The sequence below is a fragment of the Parasphingorhabdus sp. SCSIO 66989 genome (assembly GCF_032852305.1).
Lineage (GTDB): Bacteria > Pseudomonadota > Alphaproteobacteria > Sphingomonadales > Sphingomonadaceae > Alterisphingorhabdus > Alterisphingorhabdus coralli.
Map to the genome: position 1 here is coordinate 2,774,740 of NZ_CP136594.1, position 19,065 is coordinate 2,793,804.

Here is a 19,065-nt window from a genome sequence, read left to right on the forward strand (position 1 = left end):
GGAGGGGAAACGAAATAACAAAAGGGGCGATCCACTTTGTGGGTCGCCCCTTTTGCTTGCCCGGGGTTCCAAGGAGGGGGAGGAGAAGAGCCCCGGTAAAGCGCCTGAGAGGGGGAGTTCAGGCGCTTGTCTCAAAACAGGAAAAACAGCCTTAGGGCGCCTCCCTTGCCTGCGTTGCATCGGCGGTTTCGGTTGCAATTTGAGGCTCGCCACCAATGGCGCGATAGAGCGCGATGCGCTGGCGTTGCGCATTGGCCTGAGAGATTACCAAGGCTTCCGCTGAGGCGTTGGCATTGCGCTGGGCATCAATCACGGTAAGAAAATCATCCAGACCATTGCGATAGCGAATGTCCGCAAGCTTGGCGGCATCGCGATCAGTCACCGCCTGTTGCTGCAACGAGGCGGTTTCCGCATCTGCTGCATCCACCGCCACAAGCGAAGCCTCAACATCACCGAGAGCAGTAAATAGAATCCGGCGGTAATCTGCAAAAGCCAGCGCGGCTTCGGCCTCACGTTGGTCAATGCGCGCGCCGATGCGGCCAAAATCGAGCAACGGCACGGTCGCGCCGCCAACCACAGAGCCGATAATCGCATCATCGCTGAACAGATCACCCAGCGCCAGCGCGATCAGGCCGAGACTCGCCTGAATGGAAAAGGTCGGATATTGTTCGCGAACCGCAGAGGCAAGATCGGCATCGGCAGCGGCAAGGCGGTACTCCGCCGCCAGGACATCGGGTCGGGCGCGGAGCAAGGTCGAAGGTACGGTGAGCGCAGGTTTGGCAATACCGGTAAGAGCTAATGCCCCGCCCTCGCCCAATTGCGCCTGTACCTGCTGCACCGATTGTCCGGTCAGCGTTGCCAGCCGTGCCAATATCGCGCCTTCCTCTGCCACCAAAGGCGCGCGACGCGATTCAGCACGGCGCAACAGCGATTGCGCCCGCACCGTATCAAATTCGGGCACCAGTCCGGCTTTGGCTCGCTGGGCTGTCAGGGCTTCCTGTCCTTGTAGATCGGCAATCTCGGCATCGATTACAGAACGCCGCGCCGCTACTGCACGATAATCAGTGACGTTGAGCGCAATATCCGCCGTTAGCGCCAGCCGGGTGGCCGCAGCATCGGCATTGCTCGCGTCCAAACGCAGTGTTGCAGCGCGCTGAGCCGCTTTCAATCGTCCAAACAGATCCGCATCCCAACTGGCATCGATCGAGGTGCTGAAAATCGTCTGGTCCTGTTGAATGGCAAAACCGCCCGGGGCATCATCGCCTCCGACACCGCCAAATTGGGCCGGGTTGATCCGCTGCTGGGTGACATTGGCTTGACCCGTGACATTGGGCAACCGCGCCGCACCCGCACCGCGCAGTCCAGCACGGGCAATATTGATCCGCGCCAGAGCGGCGGCCAGATCGGGAGCAGTTTGCAGCGCTGTGTCACGCAGTGCGATAAAGCCGGGATCATTGACCGGTAGCAGTCCTGCGATATCCTCCACCTGCTCCGTGGTGGCTACGGGTGCTGCAAAGCTATCGGGTAGCAATACCGTTTCCGGTGCGGGCGGGCTGTTACCGGTTATACATCCGGCCAGCAGCGATGTACTCGCCAATAGCGGCCATAACAGGTGCCTATGGGATATGCGGCGCATTATCCCGCCTCCGCTTTGTCGGCGGGTTTCTCGCTGGCCTCTGCCTTCTTGCCCGGCACAAAGGCGTCAACCTGCTGACCGATAAACAGACCATGATCGCTTTCCGGCAGCGCATAGATCAGCTGCAGCACCCGCACATCGACGCGCTCGGATGACGAGTTGGTGAGTGAGCGCTTGGGGGTTACCAGCGGTTCGGAGCGGACATAGGCGACTTTCACCTTTTGCTCGCCATTGCCGCGCGGGCTGACCACCGCTGCTTCACCCAGCGACAGGCGCTCAATCTCATTCTCATCAACGTCGATGCGGACATGCAGCGGCGTGGTGTCGCCCATGGTGATCGCGGGTTCCGCATTATTGCCCATCTGGTTAGTCGCGGCGAATTCGCCGGGGCGGATATTGACGTCAAGAATTTCGCCTTCAATCGGCGCGCGGACGATCAGGCGGTCAAGTGTCACCTTCGCCCGCGATAATTGCGCCTGTGCCTCCTGCAATTCGGCGCGCGACAGTTGCAGCCGTGCAGCCGCATCGCGCACCGCCGATTCACGATCAATCACCTCACGCTTGGAGAAGGCGCGGCTGTCGGAAATGTCCTTGTACAGCCCCAATTGCTGACGCGCATTGTTGAGCGTCACCTGCGAGGCGGCAATGCTACTTTTCAGACGCTGCACCCGCGCTTCTGCTTCGCGCCTGGCAGCGGAGGCATCGCGGGCATCGATCGTGAAAAGCGCCTGCCCCTTGCTGACAGTATCGCCGGGGCTGACAAACAGCTCGGACACTACCCCGGCAATTTCCGGCGCGATATCGATAAGCTCGCTCGATGGCTCGACAACACCGGCTCCGGCTACGCTGCCATCCTGCTCTTCAGGGGCCGTTGCCGGGACAAGTTCAGGGTCAGTGGTCGAGTCATCAGGTTGCGAGGCAAACACCATATAGGCGGCGGCAATCACCCCGATAATGGCGATGATCGGCAATATCTGACGAGAGAAGCTGAGTTTTTTCATGGGCGGTCCCCTGAAGGCACAAAGGATGAGAGAATGGAAAAGGATTGCAGTGGCTGGTCAGCATTATAGCCCTCTCCCTTGAGGGAGAGGGTTGGGTGAGGGTGTGCCATGCTGATGGCTGGGACGCTCGGCCTATGGCCTTCGCTCCCCCTCACCTCGACCCTCTCCCCGCCGGGGAGAGGGAGATGATTTGTACCAGAGGCTATAAGAGGAGCATCAATGACCATCGGGCATCTCCTTGCCATCATGGGTGATGCGGCCATCCTCCATCTGCAAGATGCGGTCGGCCAGATCGAAGACGCGATTGTCATGGGTCACGATGATGACAGCCCGCTCTTCGGACAGCGCCACTTCGCGCAGCAGGTCCATCACCCGCCGCCCGGACATGGCGTCGAGTGCAGCCGTCGGCTCGTCACAGACCACCAGCTTGGGTTCATGCACCAAGGCGCGGCTGATCGCGACGCGCTGTTGCTGACCACCTGATAGCTGGCGCGGCAGCTTGTCGGCTTGGTCGCCGATATTCAGCTTTTCCAGCATTTCGCGCCCGCGATCCTCGGCCTCAGCGCGCGGCACCCCGGCAGCGATTAATGGGACGGCGGCATTTTCCGCCGCTGTCAGCGTCGGCAAGAGGTTATATTGCTGGAAAACGAAGCCAATATTATCGAGCCGGAATTGGACCAACTGATTGTCCGATAAATCGTAAATGTCGGTGCCGAAAACACGGACACTTCCCTCAGTCGGATACATGATCCCAGCGATGATTGAGATCATCGTCGTCTTGCCCGAACCGGACTCACCGACAAGATAGGTCAGCTCGCCAGGGCGAATATCGGCGTCAATCTCGTGCAGCACCCGGATAAAGCCGTCACCGACCGGGAATTCCTTGACGATCCCGCGTACCGATATCGCGGCATTTTCGATCACCTGTAACGGGACAGGTTGGGCAGTAGATAGCGCTTGCTGGCTCATCGGAACACCTCCGAAGGCTCGGTATTGATAACCTCACGCAGGGCGATAAAGCCGGTGAGCATGATCATCACAATCGTCACTACCGCTGTCAGCAATGGAATTTGCCAAGGGGTATAAAAGCCTTTGAAGGTATCAATCGCTTCGGTGGTGTAGATAAACAGCACCGCGAGAAAGATGCCGATGCCATAGCCGATCAGACCGACCAGCCCCGCCTGACAGGCCACCATCAGACGAATCTTGTTATTGGTGACGCCTATGGCTTTCAGCGCACCAAACTGCTTGATGTTATCGCGGATAAACAGGCTGAAGGTCAGCCCGACAATCGCCACACCGACAATAAACCCTAACGCTACGGTGATCCCGAAATTGACCGGGATACCGGTATTCTCGATGATGAAGTTAATCCCGTCATCGGCAAATTCCTGCCGTGTGCGCGCCTTGAGGCCGGTGACCTTTTCAATATGCCGCGCGACTTCGACCGGATCGCGCCCCTCTTCAGTGCGCACCAGCACAAAGCTCATACGGTTACGCGTGCCGGGGACGAAATTGAGCGCATTCGAATAGCGAGTGTAGAGCGTCACCTGCGAGGTGAAAGTCGGGGTCGCGTCGACAATGCCGCGGATGATCGCGCGCTGGTCATTCAACTCCAAACGGGTATTCATCGCCGCTTCGCTGGACGGGAAAAGCCGGCGCGAGCCTACATCATCGATAAATACGGCATCGGGCGCCGCGAGTGCATTGCGATTGCCGGTGAGTACGTCGCGAGGCAGGCCGATCAGGGTCGCGTCATCAACGCCGACCACGGTAACACCCTCCAGATCACCCTCACGCGTACGCACATTGGCCGAAGCACGAATAAACGGTACCGCCCAGTCGACCCCATCAACCCCGCGCACCCGCTCCAATGCGGTAGAGGGCATGGGGAAGGTGATATCTGCAGTACGACCCGATGGGTCCATCACCCAGATTTCCACGGTGGAGACGTCCTCCACCGCGCTGGCGCCGCGCATCAACAGATTGACAAAGATGGTCACCTGCTGGCTGATCAACAGCGTCGAGAAGGCGACGCCGAAGAGCAGGCCCAAAAATTTGGTCCTGTCTCCGGTCAGCATTCTGATGGCAATCCAGTTCATGCAGAACCCTTAAATTGTTGATCTGACAAAAGCTTTGGACCCATTTGCGCTTTGCCCCGTTGATCTTCTGGCATTTGCTTCGGCGTCCGACTCATGATAATGAACGATTGCGTTTACTAACTAGCCCTTAGTTACTGAACGTCAATGTTCAATTTCTCAAAAGGTTCCTTTATTGTCTGAAAAACTCTCCTCGCCCATCGATGAACAGACACCGGAAGCGGCCTCAAAAACCCCGCACCCCGGCGGTCGCCCGCGCGACCCGGAAAAGCATCAGGCGATATTGCGGGCAGCACGCAAAGTCTTTTTTACCAAAGGATTGGGTAGCGCCGCGATTGAGGAGATAGCGCAAAGGGCGGGCGTCTCGAAAGTCACCATCTATAATCGCTTTGGCGACAAGCCGACGCTGTTCGAGGCGGTGGTCAAACAGCAATCGGACAGCATGAGCGAAATGCTGATCGGCAAAAGGGTTGAGGGGGCCGATCTCAAAACCCGGCTCAATGGCTTTGGCGAGGCGTTGCTCGCTTTTCTGTTTGACCCTGATCATGTCTCGATGGAACGCATATTGGCGCAGGATCTGGCCGAGCACCCTGGCCTGGCCCACCGCTTCTTTGCTGTTGGCCCCGGCCAATGCCGCGAGCGTCTGGCCAATGTCCTGGCCGAGGCTGCAAAGCGCGGCGAACTTACAATAGATAATCCGATAGAAGGCGCCGAAGATCTGCTCAGCCTTTGGAAAGGCTTTGCCGATCTCGAGTTTCGCCTGCATGCCCGTGCGGCGCTTGAGCAAGGCGAGATTGCCGAGCGCGTCGCGCGTGGCACAGACAAGTTTCTGCAGCTATACCAGACCACTGGCTAGAGCATTCAGCTCTCCGGCACATTCTCGTCAGCTATACCGCGCTTGGCCATCTCGATATCGGCACGTGACTGGCCATCCATATAGACCAGAGTGATCGACATTCTGCGGTTGCGCGGATCGGCAGGGTCTGCCGCATTGAACGGTTCGCGGTCCGCCACCCCTTCAATTCTGTGCATACGCGATACTTCGACGCCACCATCCACCAGGGCTTTACGGGTCGCTTCGGCGCGCGCGGTTGAGAGCATCCAGTTGTTCATCACCTTACCCGAGGCATAGGGCAGGCTGTCCGTATGACCACGCACAATCACCGGATTGGACAGTGTCGTGACAACATCGGCAACTTCTTCCAGCAGCAGTTTTGCGCGGGGCGACAGATTATCCGTCGCAAGGCTGAACATCGCAAAGTCAGCCTCGTCGACAAGATCAATACGCAATCCTTCACGTGTATGGGTAAAGCGGACATTGTTCGACAGTTGGACCAGATCAGGACGTTTGTTGAGCCGCTGCTCCAGTTCCTCACGCAATGCCTCAAAGGCGACCTTCTGCAGTGAGCGCTTAGACCGCCCACCCCTGTCCTCGACACCGGTGGCATCCTTTGGAATGGTCAGGGAACGATCCCCAGTCTGACCAATAGCGTGCGGATAATCGTCACGGGCAACAATCGACTCACCGCCAAATACGCCATTCGAGCCTGCACTGCCTTGCTTCAGTTCTACCAGCGTCGGGGTGAAGTAATCCGCCAAGGCCTTGCGTTGCTTTTCATCAGTCGCGCCGAGCAGCCACATCAACAGGAAGAACGCCATCATCGCGGTCACGAAGTCGGCATAGGCAACTTTCCACGCACCGCCATGATGGCCGTCATGGTCATCCGCGATGATCTTCTTGACGATGATCGGACGCTGATTGTCTTTCTTGGCAGATTTCGCCGCAGCCATGGCTTAGCGCGCCCTCAACCCGTCAAACACTTCGGCAAAGCTAGGCTGGTTCTCATGTTCAAGCCCCGAACGCGCAGCCTCGATCACCAATGGCTGTGGATGGCCATGCAGGCTGGCAATGATGATCTGCTTGACGATGTCATAGATCGCCAGATCGCTTTCAATGCTGTGCTTGCAGCGATTGGCCATCGGGCCGACAATGCCATACGCCAGCAACACGCCGAGAAATGTGCCGACCAATGCAGAGCCGATCATGCCGCCCAAGACCGCTGGCGGCTTGTCGATAGAGCCCATGGTTTTAACCACGCCCAGGACCGCCGCGACAATGCCCAAAGCGGGCAGCGCATCGGCCAGCCATTGCAGATTGTCCGCAGGGCCCATGGCTTCTTTGTGGTGGGTTTTGAGATGCTGATCGATCACTTCTTCAACCGAATGCGGATCAAGATCGCCCGAGGACACAACCACCAGCCGCAGCGAGTCACAGATCAGCGCAACCAGTACCTTGTCCGCCAGCAATTTGGGATATTCGGCAAAGATCGCCGAGCTTTGCGGGTCTTCCACATGCGCTTCCAGCGCGACCGGGCCATCCATGCGCAGAATCTTCATCAGCTTGGAGGTGAGAAAGATGCAGTTGAGGAAATCCTCGCGCTTATATTTGGGACCGACAAAGACGCGCTTAAAGCCACCGCCCAGCGCCTTGACCTGATGCATGGAGTTACCGGTGATGATTGCGGCAACGCCTGCGCCGCCAATGATCATCATCTCCAACGGCAATGCCGCCAGAACCGGGCCAATATCTCCGCCTGAAATGATAAAGCCGCCAAAGACCATGACGATCAATATGACAAGTCCGACAGCTACCAACATGTTTGTACCCCAATGTTAAATGACCAGGGGGAGAGTTCCTGTCGGAAGCCGTCCCTATTGAGGTGTAACGGCGAAAAGGCGTTGTGATTAAGGGTGATAGGATAGGTCTCTCGCCAATTCCGTCGGCCCCGCGCAGGCGGGGCCAGGGCTTTGACTCACGCGAAGACGCAAAGACGCGAAGGGGTTGCCCAAAACACAAAACCTTCTTTGCGCCTTAGCGTCTTTGCGTGAGAATAAAATATAGCCTTGGCCCCGCCTGCGCGGGGCCGACGAGATTGAAAAGCAGGAGATCAATGAAAGCCCATAGGTTTAGGTCAGATAAAGTCGAGCAAGCTGCGCTGTTCGATCCGGGCGTAAACAGCCTGTGCCGCTTCAAGGCTGGTGCTGAGCGACTGCAACCGGGTGATTGCCTCGGCAACATTGGTATCTTCAATCGCGGAACGCCGCTCGGCAAGCGCCAGGTTGCTGTCTTCATACTGCACCCGGGCTGCCTCGAGCGTATTGCTCGTCACACCCTGCTGGGTCAGCATGGTGCTGATGCGCTCAATCGCAGCATCGACCGCTGGCAGACGGTTCTGGCGATCGGCTGTAGTGCCGGTACGCACTGCGTCGATCGTATTGGTCAGCACCTGCTCCAGCGTCTCGCCGGCTGGGCCGATATTCGTGGTCAGTTCATCCAGTGATGGCGTCGCGGTAATATTGCGGTCTTCACCAATGGGAATGGAAAGCGGGTCTGGCGGGAAAAGCTCGCCGCCATAGCCATCATCCAGTACCACAAGATCGCGGATGGTTTCGAGCACGCCTTCCATTTCCAGCGCGATACCCTCACGGTCATTGTCGTTGAGCGTGCCATTGGCGGCCTGAACCAGCAGCTCATTCGCGCGGATCAGGATAGAACTCATCGTGTCGAGCGCAGACTCCGCCTGGCTGGCGCGGGTCTGGGCGCGGCCGATATTGTTGGTCCACGCCTGTTCATTGCTTTGCTGGCGCGAGAGGCTGGAAATCTCGACCCAGCCCTGCGGATCATCAGAGGCGCGATTTAGGCGGCGCTGCGTTGAAATGGCTCGGTTTTCTTCGTCAATTGCCTCTGACAGGTTGAGCTGATTCTGAACAGCAACGGGCGGCCGGTTGCGATTGATGGATTCTACCATGGGTTCACCCTCCGCCTCAGAATATAGCCAGAATCGATTGCATGGTTTCACGCGCCACCTGGATGATACGCGCAGAGGCTTCATAGGCCTGTTGCAGACGGATCAGATCGGCGGTTTCGCGGTCAATATCTACCCGCGCTGTCGCATCGCGCGCGGCGCGGGCTGTTTGATCCAGTGCGGTGGCGGCGCTTTGTTCACTGCGCGCGGTGGAAAGCAGATTGGCATGGGTGGCCACAATGGTGTTCCAGCCCTGCTCAGCCCCGCCCGGGCCACGCTGAGTGGAGAGATTGAGAATATTGCCGTTGGCGACGCCTGCAGGCGATGCCAGTGCCAATGCTGCCGGATCGTTGCTGAGGAGGGTCAGGCTGGCAGCGCCTGCGGTTATGCCGACCAGAGGCGCACCGGCAGCACCGGCATCGGTGCGACCCGCCGCCTGCCAGCTATTGATATTGTCGGCAAATTGCACTGCTAGTGCATCCAGATTATCGAGACTTTCACCAGTCTGCACCATGGCGGTGCTCAGCCCGGCGAGCAAACCATTGCCCGGTGTCTGCGTCGCGGTGCCATTGACCTGTACTGTGAGGCTGCGATCAGCATTTTCTGCCAGAGAGACGGTAGCAACATCGCCACGCACCACCAGATCCTGACCGCCAAAGCTGAGCCGCGCAGCGCCATTGGTATCAAAACTGATATCAACATCCAGTCGCTCGGTAATCGCCGCCAAAGCACCATCGCGCTGATCGAGCAGGGCCGCGCGTTGCTGGCTGTCAGGACGGCTGCCGAGAAGTTCGGTGTTGATCCGGCCCAGAGCCGTGAGGCCCTGGTTCAGCGCTGCTGCTTCTGTATTTGCTGACTCACGCATCTGGCCGAGCGAAAACTCGATATTGGCCGCTGTGCTTTGGAATGCTCCGATCGTCGCATCAATATCATTGAGGAACGTCACACGCAGCGCATTGTCAAACGGAGCAGAGGCCAGCTCTTCGCCGCGGGCGTAGAATTGGGTCATCTGCGCGCCGACATTGCTGCCGCCATTGTCCAGCGCGGTTTCGACCGTTGTCATCCAGGCTGTTGTGGTTTCGGTGCGCACCAGCGTCGCGCCGCTTAGACGGGCGGAGGCTTCGAGAAACGCATCACTGGAGCGTCCATAGCCGGTGACACGCGCGCCGCTTAGCCCGGTTTGCGCTTTGTACAACGGGCTGGTGGTCCCGGTAACGGTCTGGTCGGCGATCTGGGTATTGCGCCGAACATAATCAGGGTTCTCAGCATTGGCGATATTGTTGGAAACGGTCTGCAAGGCGCGGCTGTGCACCGACAGACCGGAACGGCCGATGTTGAGAAGTGAGCTCATTGCTTGTCTCCAGCGTCAGCATCGCCGAATGACAGCCCATCCGCCGATACAGTTTGTGACGGACTCTGGCCAAATTGTTTAAGCAAAAGTTCTGCAATGCCGAAACTTTGCTGCTCAGCCATGCTATCGGCAAGGCGGGCATCGGCCATATCGCGGAATTGCTCGCTGGCATCATTGCCAAGCAAATCCTCACCCAGCGAAGCGCTGCGCATCGAGCCGATCATCTGGCGCAAAAACACAGCCTCAAACGCTTCGGCAGCCTGACGCAGTGCCGCGTCATCGTCTTTGGCTTTGTTGGTTGCATTCACGCCAAGCGGCGCGACACCCTCGGTAGAGGATGTCACGCGCTTGCCGGAAGCGGCGAGAAAAGAACCCATATCCGTCATATGATCACCAGCTCCGCCGTCAGCGCGCCGGCCTGTTTCAGCGCCTCCAATATCGCGACCAGATCGCTGGGGGCTGCGCCAAGCGCATTGATCGATTCGACAATCTCGGAGAGCGACGCACCGCGCGCGATGCTTGCCCCCACAGGTGGGTTATCAATCTCGATGGTGCTGTCTTCTTCGATCGCGGTTTCGGCGCGGCGGCTAAACGGTTCGGGCTGAACCACCAACGGGTCTTCCTCGACACGCACCGTCAAAGTGCCATGGCTGACCGCAGCGGGACTGATCCGCACCGCGCCATTAATCACGACCGTGCCGGTGCGGGCATTGACGATAACGCGCGCAGCCGCTTCGGCTGGCGTTACCGCGATATTCTCAATCGCGCTCATCATCATGACCCGCTGCTGTGGGCTGGCAGGCGCGGCAATGCGGATCGATACGCCATCATCCGCCATTGCCATGCCATCGCCAAATTCAGCATTGATCGCATCGGCAACGCGCATTGCGGTGGTGAGGTCCGCCTGATCGAGATTGAAGGATAGATAGGGAGAATTTTCAAAGCCGGTAACAACCGCGCGCTCGACTGTTGCGCCGCCAGCGATACGGCCAACCGAGGGGATATTGACGGTGGTTGTCGAGCCATCAATGCCTTCAACACCAAGACCACCAACGGCAAGGTTGCCCTGCGCCATGGCGTAGATTTGACCATCAGCACCGATAAGCGGCGCCAGCACCAAAGTGCCACCGCGCAATGAACGTGCCTGGCCTAACGCCGATACCGTGACATCAATACGCTGGCCGGGCTTGGCAAAGGCGGGTAATTCTGCAGTCACCATTACGGCAGCAGCATTACGTGTTGCCGGATTAAGACCCGGCGGCAGCGCCAGACCAAAGCGATTGGCAACGCCACGCACGCCGAGAGTGGCATATTCCAGGTTATCATCACCCGTGCCCGCCAAGCCGACAACGATGCCATAACCGGTCAACTGGTTGACACGCAGGCCCTGAAAGGTGCCGAGATCCTTGACCCGTTCTGCCTGTGCCGGGCTGGCGGCAAGGCCAAACACCAGCACCAGAAGCATGGCGATGCGACGCAGCAGGCCTGCTGAGCCTTTAAGATTCAGCGCTTTGCCAATTTTTTTAAAACGCGTCATTGCGAGCGTAGCGAAGCAATCCAGGGCAACACGCACCTGCTCTGGATTGCCGCGTCGCTTCGCTCCTCGCAATGACGACGCACTAAGGATGATCTTGGCTTTACTCATAATCACCCCCATCAGAACGGACTGATCATGCTGAAGAAACGCTGCAGCCAGCCTTGTCGGCTCGCCTCAGCAATTTCTCCGGCACCACTGTAATTGATCCGGGCATCAGCAACGCGGGTGGAGGGAATAACATTTTCCGGCCCAACATCGACCGCGCGGACGATACCGCTAAACTGCACAAATTCATCGCCACGATTGAGCCGCATCAGCTTCTCGCCGCGCACCAGCATGGTGCCATTGGGATAGACCTGCGCCACCGTGACGCTGATCTGGCCCTGCAGCGAATTGGACTGCTGCGCGCTACCCGAACCGTTGAAATTCAGGTTTCCGCTGGCGCCGACATCACTCGGATCAAACAGGCTGAAAGGCCCGGTCGTTGGCGGGTTAAGCCCAAAACCGCCCGAGCGATCGGTCGCGGCGCTGTTGGACTTGGCCGCCTGTGTCTGCTCGACCAAGACGATCGTCAGCAGGTCACCGACCCGCGCGGCGCGATTACCGCTTATCAGTGAGGCATAGCCATTGCTCGCCTGAAAAATCGCGCCATTGGCCGGGACCGCCATGGGAGTTGGTGGCGTGGCGGCAAAGGCCGGGCTGGGCCGCACCTCACCCACGCCCATACAGGCGTTGAGCAGAAGCAGCGGCGAAGAGAGCAGCGCAATGCGCAATATCGGGGGCATGAAAGCCATGGTTTCTGGTTCCCTACTCAACAGATCACATATTCTGGTTGGCAAATTGCAGCATTTCGTCTGTCGCCGAGATCATCTTGGAATTGACCTCATAGGCACGCTGCGTCTCGATCATATCGACCAGTTCTTCGACGATATTGACGTTCGAGCCTTCCAGCGCCCCCTGACGCAACAGGCCGCGCCCTTCGATGCCGCCCGCACCCACCAGGGGCGGGCCACTGGCTGCCGTCTGCTGCAGCAGATTGTTGCCAAGCGGCTGAAGACCGGCATTGTTGATGAAATTGGCGATCTCGATACGGCCCAGCTGGGTCGGTTCGGCCTGGCCTGCAATGGTGGCCGAGATAATGCCGTCATTGCCGATGGTAATATTGGTAACGCCCTGCGGCACCTGCACCTGCGGGAAGAGCGGGAGGCCTTCAGACGTCACAATCTGGCCCTGCTGGGTCATGTTGAAATTGCCCGCGCGGGTAAAAGCGAGCGTGCCATCAGGCATCTGCACCTGAAAATAGCCCGCACCTTCAATCGCAATGTCGAGCGCATTGCCGGTATTCTGAATCGATCCCTGGGTTTCAATCCGCGCGGTGCCGGAGACTTCCACGCCGGTGCCGAGCGACAGGCCTATGGCATATTGGTTGATCTGGTCCGATTGCGCACCCTTCTGCACCACCTGCTGATAGGCCAGCGTTTGAAATTGCGCCCGGTCGCGTTTGAAGCCGGTGGTGTTCACATTGGCCAGATTGTTGGCGATCACCCGCATGCGGGTGTTCTGTGCGTCGAGCCCGGTGCGGGCGACCTGAAGTGCGGAATTGCTCATGCTATTCTCCTATCGGCTATCTTGGCGGATCAAGTTGGCATCCGCATCACGCTGGCGCCTGATTCATCGAGCTCCTGCGCGGTGGTGAGCAGTTTGACCTGTGCTTCCCAGGCGCGGCTGGTTTCGATCATATCGACCAGTGCTTGAGTCATATTGACGTTAGACCCTTCCAGAGCGCCGGTAATCAGACGGCCATTGGGGTCGTCAGGCAAGATGCCGCCGCCGCGCACATGGAACAATGTGTCCGTATGCTTGACGATCTCACTACCCTGCGGACTGGCGATTTTGAGCTGGCCAGCCTGTTGTGGCTGCATCGGGTCACCACCCGGCGGAACGACCCAGACACCGCCATCATCGGCAATGCGAATTTCATCGGCAGCAGGCAGGATCAGCGGCCCACTGCGGCTCAAAACCGGGAAACCATCGCCGGTGGTGACCAGACCGCTTTCGGTCAGCTGCAAATCACCGCGTCTTGTATAGGCTTCCTCGCCATTGGGTGCTTGCACCGCCAGCATGGCATCGCCCTGTATCGCGATATCCAGCGGCCGACCGGTGCTGTTTACCGAGCCGGGGTTCATATCGGCATCCAGGACATATTCCTTGACCGTCGCGCGGCTATCAAGGGTATCCCCATTGAGGTAAAGCGCCTGCGCGCTGACGATCTCGCTGCGGAAACCGGTGGTGTTCGCATTGGCCATATTATTGGCAATAGCGGTCTGGCGGTTCATGATGCCCTGCATTGAGCGAAGGCTGGTATGCACCATCTTGTCCATCTGGTTTCTCCTTACGTGCGGATCATCAGCGAGCAAAAAGGGCGGCATCACGCCGCCCTCAAGCGCCTTAAATCTGCAGGTTGATGATCGTCTGAGTCAGGGTGTTTGCGGTCTCGATAGCCTGCGCATTGGCCTGGAAATTGCGCTGCGCAGAGATCAACGACACCAGCTCTTCGGTAATGTCGATATTGGCGGTTTCCAAAGAACCCGAACGCACCGAACCCAGAGCGCCCTCACCCGCGCGGTTAAAGGTGGGTTCGCCAGAGTCACCGGTGGATTGCCACTGGGCATCGCCAACAGGACGCAGACCCTCGGTAGCGGCAAAGCCGGCCAGTGCCAGAGCACCCAGCTCTTGCTGGTTACCATTGGTGAAGGTGGCCGTGATGATGCCATCATTACCAATACTGATATTGGCCAGCAGCGCCGCCGGGTCAGCTGGATCGGCCTCAGGCAGCACAAAGTTGATTAGGTCCGCTGAGGTCGTGCCGGTAACATTGCCTGCACCATCGGTAGGCAGCAACTGCACCCTGTTGCCCAAGGTATCGACCACTTCACGATCAGTATTGACCGAGAAAGCGCCGTTGCGTGTAAAAGTTGTCTCTGCATCGGCACTATCGCTGCGCACGGTGAAGAAACCGTCTCCAGCAATGGCAAGGTCGAGCGTACGGTCAGTCGTCTGCAACGTACCCTGGGTGAATTGCTGGCTGACAGTGTTGAGGCGAACACCCTGCCCGGTCAATTTGCTGGTCGTCTGGGTCGGCGACGCGGCGAAAACATCGCCGAAAATCGCGCGACTGCGCTTAAAGCCATTAGAATTACTGTTGGCGATATTGTTGGAAATCACCGAGAGATCAGTTTGGGCCGCTTTCAGGCCGCTTAAGGACGTTACAAAAGACATGTGTTTACTCTCCTCATAAAAACAGGGGGTTAGCCAATGCGCCGTGCAGCACTGGCCGGGACTTCTCCGATAGGGGTAATAAGCGCGGCACCATTGCCGGTACCGGACGAACCAACCGCCGAGACCGGCAGCCAGGTAGAGACTTGTGATGCAAAGCCGCCCGTGACGCGCACCTGCAAAGGCCCTTGATCAAGCGGATTGCCATCTTCATCCAAGCTTTCAATGCGGAAGGGCAGCGGCCCTTCAGGCACGTTGTTGAACGTCGCCGAGTGAACCACCTCACCAGCCTGATTGACCAGCTCGATATTCACCGCTTCGCTCGGCCCGGCCATAATCGCCTCACCGGCATAGACGCCTTCCGGATCCATTGCGGCAATATCCACATTCACCAGTGCGGAACGTCCGATAAACTGAGCCGCATCAGACAGCTGGATATTGTTGAAAGAATTGGCAATTTCCTGCAGCGAGACATTCATCTCGGCAATCCCGGCGACCGATGAGAATTGCGCCATCTGCGCAACCATCTGCGTATTGTCCACCGGGTCAAAAGGGTCTTGAAAGCGCAGTTGCGCCGTCATCAAGGTCAGGAAATCCTCCTGCCCCAGACTATCACCACCGGTGGCATTGGCAGGCTGTGCCTGAGTCAGGCCGGGTGGAAGCGAATTGCCGATAGAGGTCATTTGCCCATCCTCACTGTATCGAGGATCAGTGACTTAGCGGTCTGCAACACCTGGACATTGTTCTGATATTGCCGCGCGGTTTCCATCATATCGATAAGCTCGGCTGCCTCGTCCACGCCTGCTTCCCAGACATAGCCTTCATTATCGGCTATGGGATTGTTCGGGTCGTAGCGACGCGTTGGCTGGGTATCGGACTGGACCACCTGCTCGACATCCACCGTAGCAAGGCCATTTTCTTCCATGGTGGTACGGAACACCGGCTTCAGCGCACGATAGGCTTCGGCCTCGCTGGAATAGGTGGTGCGGGCATTGGCGAGGTTCGATGCGGTGGTGTTCATCCGCGTCAGCTGCGCCGACATCGCGCGACCACTAATATCAAAGACGTTCATCGGCATGGTTATTCTCCCCTCAGCGCGCGCGTGATTGAGTTGACGCGCCCCTCAAGAAAGGAAAGCGTGGTGGAATATTGCACCGCATTCTCTGCAAAAAGCGTCTGCTCGGTTGAAAGTTCTACCGTATTGCCATCCATCGAAGGCTGGAGCGGGATGCGATAGCCCATGGTTTCGGACATGGCTTCCTGGGTGTCATCACCCTCGCGCACCATTTCCATGGCGCGATCAAAATCGAGATCGCGCGCCTTGTAATTCGGCGTCGCAGCATTGGCGATATTCGAGGCGAGTACGCCCAAGCGTTCCGAACGCAGCTGCAGCGCTGCGCCATGAACACCGAAAATCTTGTCTGCAGCCATAGGTCTGCTCCCTTTGCTTAAATCCGCCTTGCTTTGGCCGTTACAGCCTATGGGCGGATTGCGTCGCCAAGTAATAAGCAATGGGTGTGCCAAAGGTGAGAAAGTGAGCAAAAACAATTGCTTGAATTCTTGTCGCTGACACGTCTGAAGTCTGTAAAACCGCGTTCGGCAAGGCTTTGCCGGGCAACGGCAAGATTTTGCCGCGCCCGTTTGGGCATAGGAAGAGTGATGGGAGCAAAAGGTGGCTGGTCAGATAATGATGTTCTTTGATCCGCTATCGCTTTTGCTGGTCATATTGGTGAGCGTCGTCATCGCCTGGGTACAGAATGGCAGCGCCGGAGCATGGCATGGCCTGAGCGTTTTGCCGGTGCTGTTGTCACGCAATGCGGAAGATGTCGCCGAACGCGCCCGGTTGGCGATGGTGCGGGTGGAACAGCGGGTAGAAGAAAATGGTCCCTTCCATGCGGACCGCATTGCGCCGGATATTCCCTATATAGCGTCGCTGGCCGAGATGCTGGCCAATAGCACCAGTTGGAAAGAATTCTCAGAGGCCACACAGCCCTATCGCCAACGTCAGCACCAAAAACGCGAGTCCGCTATCGGTTTTTGGAGCGATATGGCCGAGGTTGCGCCTGCCATCGGGATGATCGGCACTGTGGTTGGCCTGATCATAATGTTTGACGGCATTACCAGCGCTGATGCTATTGGTGAGGCGATGGCGGTGTGCCTGCTCACCAGCCTTTATGGGCTGTTGCTGGCGCATGTTGTTGCCAATCCGATTGCGCGGCGCACAGAGCTTTATGCCAACCAGGAAAAGCAATGGCAGGACGATTTCGCCAGGCGCTTCGGCATATTGGCGCGCAAGCATCTGGACGGCGACGGCGTGGTGCTGAACATATCAGACAGCGCCAAAGTGAATGGTCTGACCGGCCCGAAACCCGCTAAACAGTTAGCAAAATGAGCCGCCGTAATCGCACAATGACGGGATTTCTCGATCTCGCCTTGATCATGGTTGGCGCGACGGCGCTGGTGGCGCAGGTCACGCTGCAAAATGCGACAGAGAGCGACGGCACGGCGGCGAACGAGGCGGTGCAGCATTTCCGCTATGCCCCCGATCAGCTCTTTGCCGCCGGGGAGGCCCGTCTGTCCGCTTCCGGGCAGGCGATTATTGCCAACCTCGTGCCAGAAATGCGCGGCGCCAATATCCGGGTAAAGGTGCCACTGGACGGCAGCGCGCAGCAAAACCGTCTCAACAAATGGGAATTGGCATCAGCGCGCACCGCAGCCATTTTCCATGCGCTTCACCAAAATGGCGTCGCCGAGCAACGGCTCGAAAGTACAGCCATGCGGCCTGCTGATAATGCCCAAGGTGCGATGCAGATCGATATTCAGCGGGTCACCCGCACTACCGAATAAAGACCACCTCACCAAGGAACTGGCACAGTTATTGCTGCTTTATCCGCAACAGAGTTACAGACATCCTATGAGGTCTCACGATGAAAGCGCGGATATTCACCCCTTTGATAATCGCTGCGACAGCGGTGTCGGCGCCAGCCTATGCAGGCAAGTTTCAGGATCATGATATCCTTGATGCCTTGGTCGCAGCGCGACTGGGCAGCGAGATTGGCCAACCGGGCGGCGCGCTTGCCCCGGTGGATCGTCGGTTGAAGCTGGCGCAATGCCCGCAGACGCCGAAAGTCAGCGATGATGGCACGGACGCAGCGATTGTCCGTTGCGATGCCTTGGGCTGGCGTATCCGCGTGCCGATCAATGTCAGTGCGCAGAACAGCCGGGTTCGCGCCACAAGTTCATCAAGCGCCCGCACCATCAGCGCACGCTACAATCCGGCCCAGAATATGATCGCCATTCGCCGCGGCGAGCCGGTGCGCCTCAGCATCCGGAAACGCGGCTTTTCCTTGTCGCGGATGATGATCGCGGATCGCAATGGACGCATCGGCGAGGTCATTCCGGTGCGCGCGGATCGGCGCGAAAGCCCGATCATGGTGCGCGTTACCGATGTTGGAGAAGCAAGCTTGATGGGCCGTTAAGCATTTTCCAATGTTTTTGTTTAATACCATCCACAGAAAGCCGTTACCTAGGATGACAGAGTAATAACGGCATCAAACAGGGTATTGTGTTATGAAACCGGTAGGAACAAATCTGCAGCCCATCACACCGTCCAAGGTGAGCGGCGACAACAAGCCCGTAGGCGCGGCGGCGCCGACACAGACCGTGTCACGCGACGCCAGTGCGGTCAGCCAGCTTGGCTCACGCGACATTGTCGATCAGGGCCCACCGATTGATGAGGCGCGCATTGAGCAGATTCGCAATGCGATCGCCGATGGCAGCTACGCGATCGACACCGACAAATTGGCCGAGAAGATGATCGAACTCGATCTCCTTCCCAAAAGCTAAGAAAACCAATAAACATGACCAACCTGATCGAGCGCTTTGAAGCGGCGCAAAGAGAGCTGATTGCCGCGCTGGATGCACAGGATGCCGAAGCGATTGAGGCCGCATCCATTGTGCTTGGTCCGCTGGTCGAAGAGCTCCAGGGAGGCGCCGCGCTCCACGCAAATGCCGAAGTGAAGGAGCGTTTCGAAAATCTGCGTAATCAGGCCGACGCCGCTATGTTCCGGCTCGACCTGTTGCAGGCACATACCAAGCGGCGGCTGGAGATGCTCAACGATCAGCAACGCCACAACGCACAAACCTACACCCGACCGGCACTGCGCGCGGTTAAGGCTTGATTCTACCACATCACCCCAACGTGCCAGCTCCACCATGGCGGAGCCATGGCTTTATTTCACACAAAGCCACAAAGGCAGGAAGTGACAGGTCAAAAGAGACGCTGACTTAGTGCCTTTGTGGCTTTGTGTGAGTCTAAGATATAGCCTTGGCCCCGCTTACGCGGGGCCGACGTAATGT

23 protein-coding genes are annotated in these 19,065 nt (G+C 58.1%); 6 read left to right on the forward strand and 17 right to left on the reverse strand.

What is annotated here, in order from left to right:
- Positions 1–151 precede the first annotated feature (151 nt).
- The 4 genes from RB602_RS12925 to RB602_RS12940 all read right to left on the reverse strand — a co-directional run bounded on the left by RB602_RS12925 (position 152) and on the right by RB602_RS12940 (position 4,739).
- Positions 152–1,636, reverse strand: coding sequence for an efflux transporter outer membrane subunit (locus RB602_RS12925; RefSeq protein ID WP_317081032.1), 1,485 nt, complete (start codon positions 1,634–1,636; stop codon positions 152–154).
- On the reverse strand, positions 1,636–2,637 hold the full coding sequence (locus tag RB602_RS12930) for an efflux RND transporter periplasmic adaptor subunit (RefSeq protein WP_317081034.1): 1,002 nt from the start codon (positions 2,635–2,637) through the stop codon (positions 1,636–1,638). The genes RB602_RS12925 and RB602_RS12930 overlap by 1 nt, the downstream gene beginning before the upstream one ends.
- Positions 2,638–2,853: 216 nt before the next feature.
- Complete coding sequence (locus RB602_RS12935) at positions 2,854–3,606, reverse strand: ABC transporter ATP-binding protein (RefSeq protein WP_317081036.1); 753 nt, start codon at positions 3,604–3,606, stop codon at positions 2,854–2,856.
- Positions 3,603–4,739: an ABC transporter permease gene (locus RB602_RS12940; protein ID WP_317081038.1), complete on the reverse strand. Its 1,137-nt coding sequence runs from the start codon at positions 4,737–4,739 to the stop codon at positions 3,603–3,605. The genes RB602_RS12935 and RB602_RS12940 overlap by 4 nt, the downstream gene beginning before the upstream one ends.
- A 172-nt stretch (positions 4,740–4,911) precedes the next feature.
- On the opposite strand from RB602_RS12940, the gene RB602_RS12945 reads away from it, so the two are divergent.
- Positions 4,912–5,592, forward strand: coding sequence for a TetR/AcrR family transcriptional regulator (locus RB602_RS12945; RefSeq protein ID WP_317081040.1), 681 nt, complete (start codon positions 4,912–4,914; stop codon positions 5,590–5,592).
- Positions 5,593–5,597: 5 nt separating this feature from the next.
- Here RB602_RS12945 and RB602_RS12950 read toward each other — a convergent pair whose 3' ends face one another.
- The 13 genes from RB602_RS12950 to flgB form a co-directional block, all read right to left on the reverse strand.
- Entirely contained in the window at positions 5,598–6,527 is a 930-nt protein-coding gene (locus RB602_RS12950) for a flagellar motor protein MotB (RefSeq protein ID WP_317081042.1), read from the reverse strand.
- Between the two features lie 3 nt (positions 6,528–6,530).
- Complete coding sequence (gene motA, locus RB602_RS12955) at positions 6,531–7,394, reverse strand: flagellar motor stator protein MotA (protein ID WP_317081043.1); 864 nt, start codon at positions 7,392–7,394, stop codon at positions 6,531–6,533.
- Between the two features lie 314 nt (positions 7,395–7,708).
- Complete coding sequence (locus tag RB602_RS12960) at positions 7,709–8,545, reverse strand: flagellin (protein ID WP_317081044.1); 837 nt, start codon at positions 8,543–8,545, stop codon at positions 7,709–7,711.
- A gap of 16 nt (positions 8,546–8,561) precedes the next feature.
- Positions 8,562–9,893, reverse strand: a complete 1,332-nt coding sequence (locus RB602_RS12965; protein ID WP_317081046.1) for a flagellar hook-associated protein FlgK — start codon at positions 9,891–9,893, stop codon at positions 8,562–8,564.
- The gene (locus tag RB602_RS12970; protein WP_406568421.1) at positions 9,890–10,270 is read right to left on the reverse strand and encodes a rod-binding protein; all 381 of its coding nucleotides are present in this window, start codon (positions 10,268–10,270) and stop codon (positions 9,890–9,892) included. The genes RB602_RS12965 and RB602_RS12970 overlap by 4 nt, the downstream gene beginning before the upstream one ends.
- 5 nt (positions 10,271–10,275) lie before the next feature.
- The gene (locus tag RB602_RS12975) at positions 10,276–11,358 is read right to left on the reverse strand and encodes a flagellar basal body P-ring protein FlgI (protein ID WP_317084542.1); all 1,083 of its coding nucleotides are present in this window, start codon (positions 11,356–11,358) and stop codon (positions 10,276–10,278) included.
- A 191-nt stretch (positions 11,359–11,549) separates the two neighbouring features.
- Entirely contained in the window at positions 11,550–12,224 is a 675-nt protein-coding gene (locus RB602_RS12980) for a flagellar basal body L-ring protein FlgH (RefSeq protein ID WP_406568367.1), read from the reverse strand.
- A 25-nt stretch (positions 12,225–12,249) separates the two neighbouring features.
- Positions 12,250–13,038, reverse strand: a complete 789-nt coding sequence (flgG, locus tag RB602_RS12985; protein ID WP_317081050.1) for a flagellar basal-body rod protein FlgG — start codon at positions 13,036–13,038, stop codon at positions 12,250–12,252.
- Positions 13,039–13,067: 29 nt separating this feature from the next.
- Positions 13,068–13,811, reverse strand: coding sequence for a flagellar basal body rod protein FlgF (locus tag RB602_RS12990; RefSeq protein WP_317081052.1), 744 nt, complete (start codon positions 13,809–13,811; stop codon positions 13,068–13,070).
- Between the two features lie 67 nt (positions 13,812–13,878).
- Positions 13,879–14,709, reverse strand: a complete 831-nt coding sequence (locus RB602_RS12995) for a flagellar hook-basal body complex protein (protein ID WP_317081054.1) — start codon at positions 14,707–14,709, stop codon at positions 13,879–13,881.
- Positions 14,710–14,738: 29 nt separating this feature from the next.
- Positions 14,739–15,389, reverse strand: coding sequence for a flagellar hook assembly protein FlgD (locus RB602_RS13000; RefSeq protein ID WP_317081055.1), 651 nt, complete (start codon positions 15,387–15,389; stop codon positions 14,739–14,741).
- Positions 15,386–15,778, reverse strand: coding sequence for a flagellar basal body rod protein FlgC (flgC, locus tag RB602_RS13005; RefSeq protein WP_317084545.1), 393 nt, complete (start codon positions 15,776–15,778; stop codon positions 15,386–15,388). The genes RB602_RS13000 and flgC overlap by 4 nt, the downstream gene beginning before the upstream one ends.
- A gap of 8 nt (positions 15,779–15,786) precedes the next feature.
- On the reverse strand, positions 15,787–16,137 hold the full coding sequence (flgB, locus tag RB602_RS13010) for a flagellar basal body rod protein FlgB (RefSeq protein WP_317081056.1): 351 nt from the start codon (positions 16,135–16,137) through the stop codon (positions 15,787–15,789).
- A gap of 241 nt (positions 16,138–16,378) precedes the next feature.
- Here flgB and RB602_RS13015 point away from each other — a divergent pair, with 241 nt between their 5' ends.
- The 5 genes from RB602_RS13015 to RB602_RS13035 all read left to right on the forward strand — a co-directional run bounded on the left by RB602_RS13015 (position 16,379) and on the right by RB602_RS13035 (position 18,887).
- On the forward strand, positions 16,379–17,098 hold the full coding sequence (locus RB602_RS13015) for a MotA/TolQ/ExbB proton channel family protein (protein WP_317081057.1): 720 nt from the start codon (positions 16,379–16,381) through the stop codon (positions 17,096–17,098).
- Entirely contained in the window at positions 17,095–17,553 is a 459-nt protein-coding gene (locus RB602_RS13020) for an OmpA family protein (protein ID WP_317081058.1), read from the forward strand. Before RB602_RS13015 ends, RB602_RS13020 begins: the two co-directional genes overlap by 4 nt.
- A gap of 80 nt (positions 17,554–17,633) precedes the next feature.
- Positions 17,634–18,185: a flagella basal body P-ring formation protein FlgA gene (locus RB602_RS13025; RefSeq protein ID WP_317081059.1), complete on the forward strand. Its 552-nt coding sequence runs from the start codon at positions 17,634–17,636 to the stop codon at positions 18,183–18,185.
- Between the two features lie 91 nt (positions 18,186–18,276).
- A complete protein-coding gene (flgM, locus tag RB602_RS13030) occupies positions 18,277–18,552 on the forward strand; it encodes a flagellar biosynthesis anti-sigma factor FlgM (protein WP_317081061.1) in 276 nt (91 codons plus the stop codon).
- Between the two features lie 14 nt (positions 18,553–18,566).
- On the forward strand, positions 18,567–18,887 hold the full coding sequence (locus RB602_RS13035) for a hypothetical protein (RefSeq protein ID WP_317081063.1): 321 nt from the start codon (positions 18,567–18,569) through the stop codon (positions 18,885–18,887).
- Positions 18,888–19,065 lie beyond the last annotated feature (178 nt).

Bases quoted from the DNA above. Each gene is read 5' to 3' on its own strand.
- RB602_RS12925 (WP_317081032.1), bottom strand. From the start codon at position 1,636: ATGCGCCGCATATCCCATAGGCACCTGTTATGGCCGCTATTGGCGAGT.
- RB602_RS12930 (WP_317081034.1), bottom strand. From the start codon at position 2,637: ATGAAAAAACTCAGCTTCTCTCGTCAGATATTGCCGATCATCGCCATT.
- RB602_RS12935 (WP_317081036.1), bottom strand. From the start codon at position 3,606: ATGAGCCAGCAAGCGCTATCTACTGCCCAACCTGTCCCGTTACAGGTG.
- RB602_RS12940 (WP_317081038.1), bottom strand. From the start codon at position 4,739: ATGAACTGGATTGCCATCAGAATGCTGACCGGAGACAGGACCAAATTT.
- RB602_RS12950 (WP_317081042.1), bottom strand. From the start codon at position 6,527: ATGGCTGCGGCGAAATCTGCCAAGAAAGACAATCAGCGTCCGATCATC.
- motA (WP_317081043.1), bottom strand. From the start codon at position 7,394: ATGTTGGTAGCTGTCGGACTTGTCATATTGATCGTCATGGTCTTTGGC.
- RB602_RS12960 (WP_317081044.1), bottom strand. From the start codon at position 8,545: ATGGTAGAATCCATCAATCGCAACCGGCCGCCCGTTGCTGTTCAGAAT.
- RB602_RS12965 (WP_317081046.1), bottom strand. From the start codon at position 9,893: ATGAGCTCACTTCTCAACATCGGCCGTTCCGGTCTGTCGGTGCACAGC.
- RB602_RS12970 (WP_406568421.1), bottom strand. From the start codon at position 10,270: ATGGGTTCTTTTCTCGCCGCTTCCGGCAAGCGCGTGACATCCTCTACC.
- RB602_RS12975 (WP_317084542.1), bottom strand. From the start codon at position 11,358: ATGCTTCTGGTGCTGGTGTTTGGCCTTGCCGCCAGCCCGGCACAGGCA.
- RB602_RS12980 (WP_406568367.1), bottom strand. From the start codon at position 12,224: ATGGCTTTCATGCCCCCGATATTGCGCATTGCGCTGCTCTCTTCGCCG.
- flgG (WP_317081050.1), bottom strand. From the start codon at position 13,038: ATGAGCAATTCCGCACTTCAGGTCGCCCGCACCGGGCTCGACGCACAG.
- RB602_RS12990 (WP_317081052.1), bottom strand. From the start codon at position 13,811: ATGGACAAGATGGTGCATACCAGCCTTCGCTCAATGCAGGGCATCATG.
- RB602_RS12995 (WP_317081054.1), bottom strand. From the start codon at position 14,709: ATGTCTTTTGTAACGTCCTTAAGCGGCCTGAAAGCGGCCCAAACTGAT.
- RB602_RS13000 (WP_317081055.1), bottom strand. From the start codon at position 15,389: ATGACCTCTATCGGCAATTCGCTTCCACCCGGCCTGACTCAGGCACAG.
- flgC (WP_317084545.1), bottom strand. From the start codon at position 15,778: ATGAACGTCTTTGATATTAGTGGTCGCGCGATGTCGGCGCAGCTGACG.
- flgB (WP_317081056.1), bottom strand. From the start codon at position 16,137: ATGGCTGCAGACAAGATTTTCGGTGTTCATGGCGCAGCGCTGCAGCTG.
- RB602_RS13020 (WP_317081058.1), top strand. From the start codon at position 17,095: ATGAGCCGCCGTAATCGCACAATGACGGGATTTCTCGATCTCGCCTTG.
- RB602_RS13025 (WP_317081059.1), top strand. From the start codon at position 17,634: ATGAAAGCGCGGATATTCACCCCTTTGATAATCGCTGCGACAGCGGTG.
- flgM (WP_317081061.1), top strand. From the start codon at position 18,277: ATGAAACCGGTAGGAACAAATCTGCAGCCCATCACACCGTCCAAGGTG.
- RB602_RS13035 (WP_317081063.1), top strand. From the start codon at position 18,567: ATGACCAACCTGATCGAGCGCTTTGAAGCGGCGCAAAGAGAGCTGATT.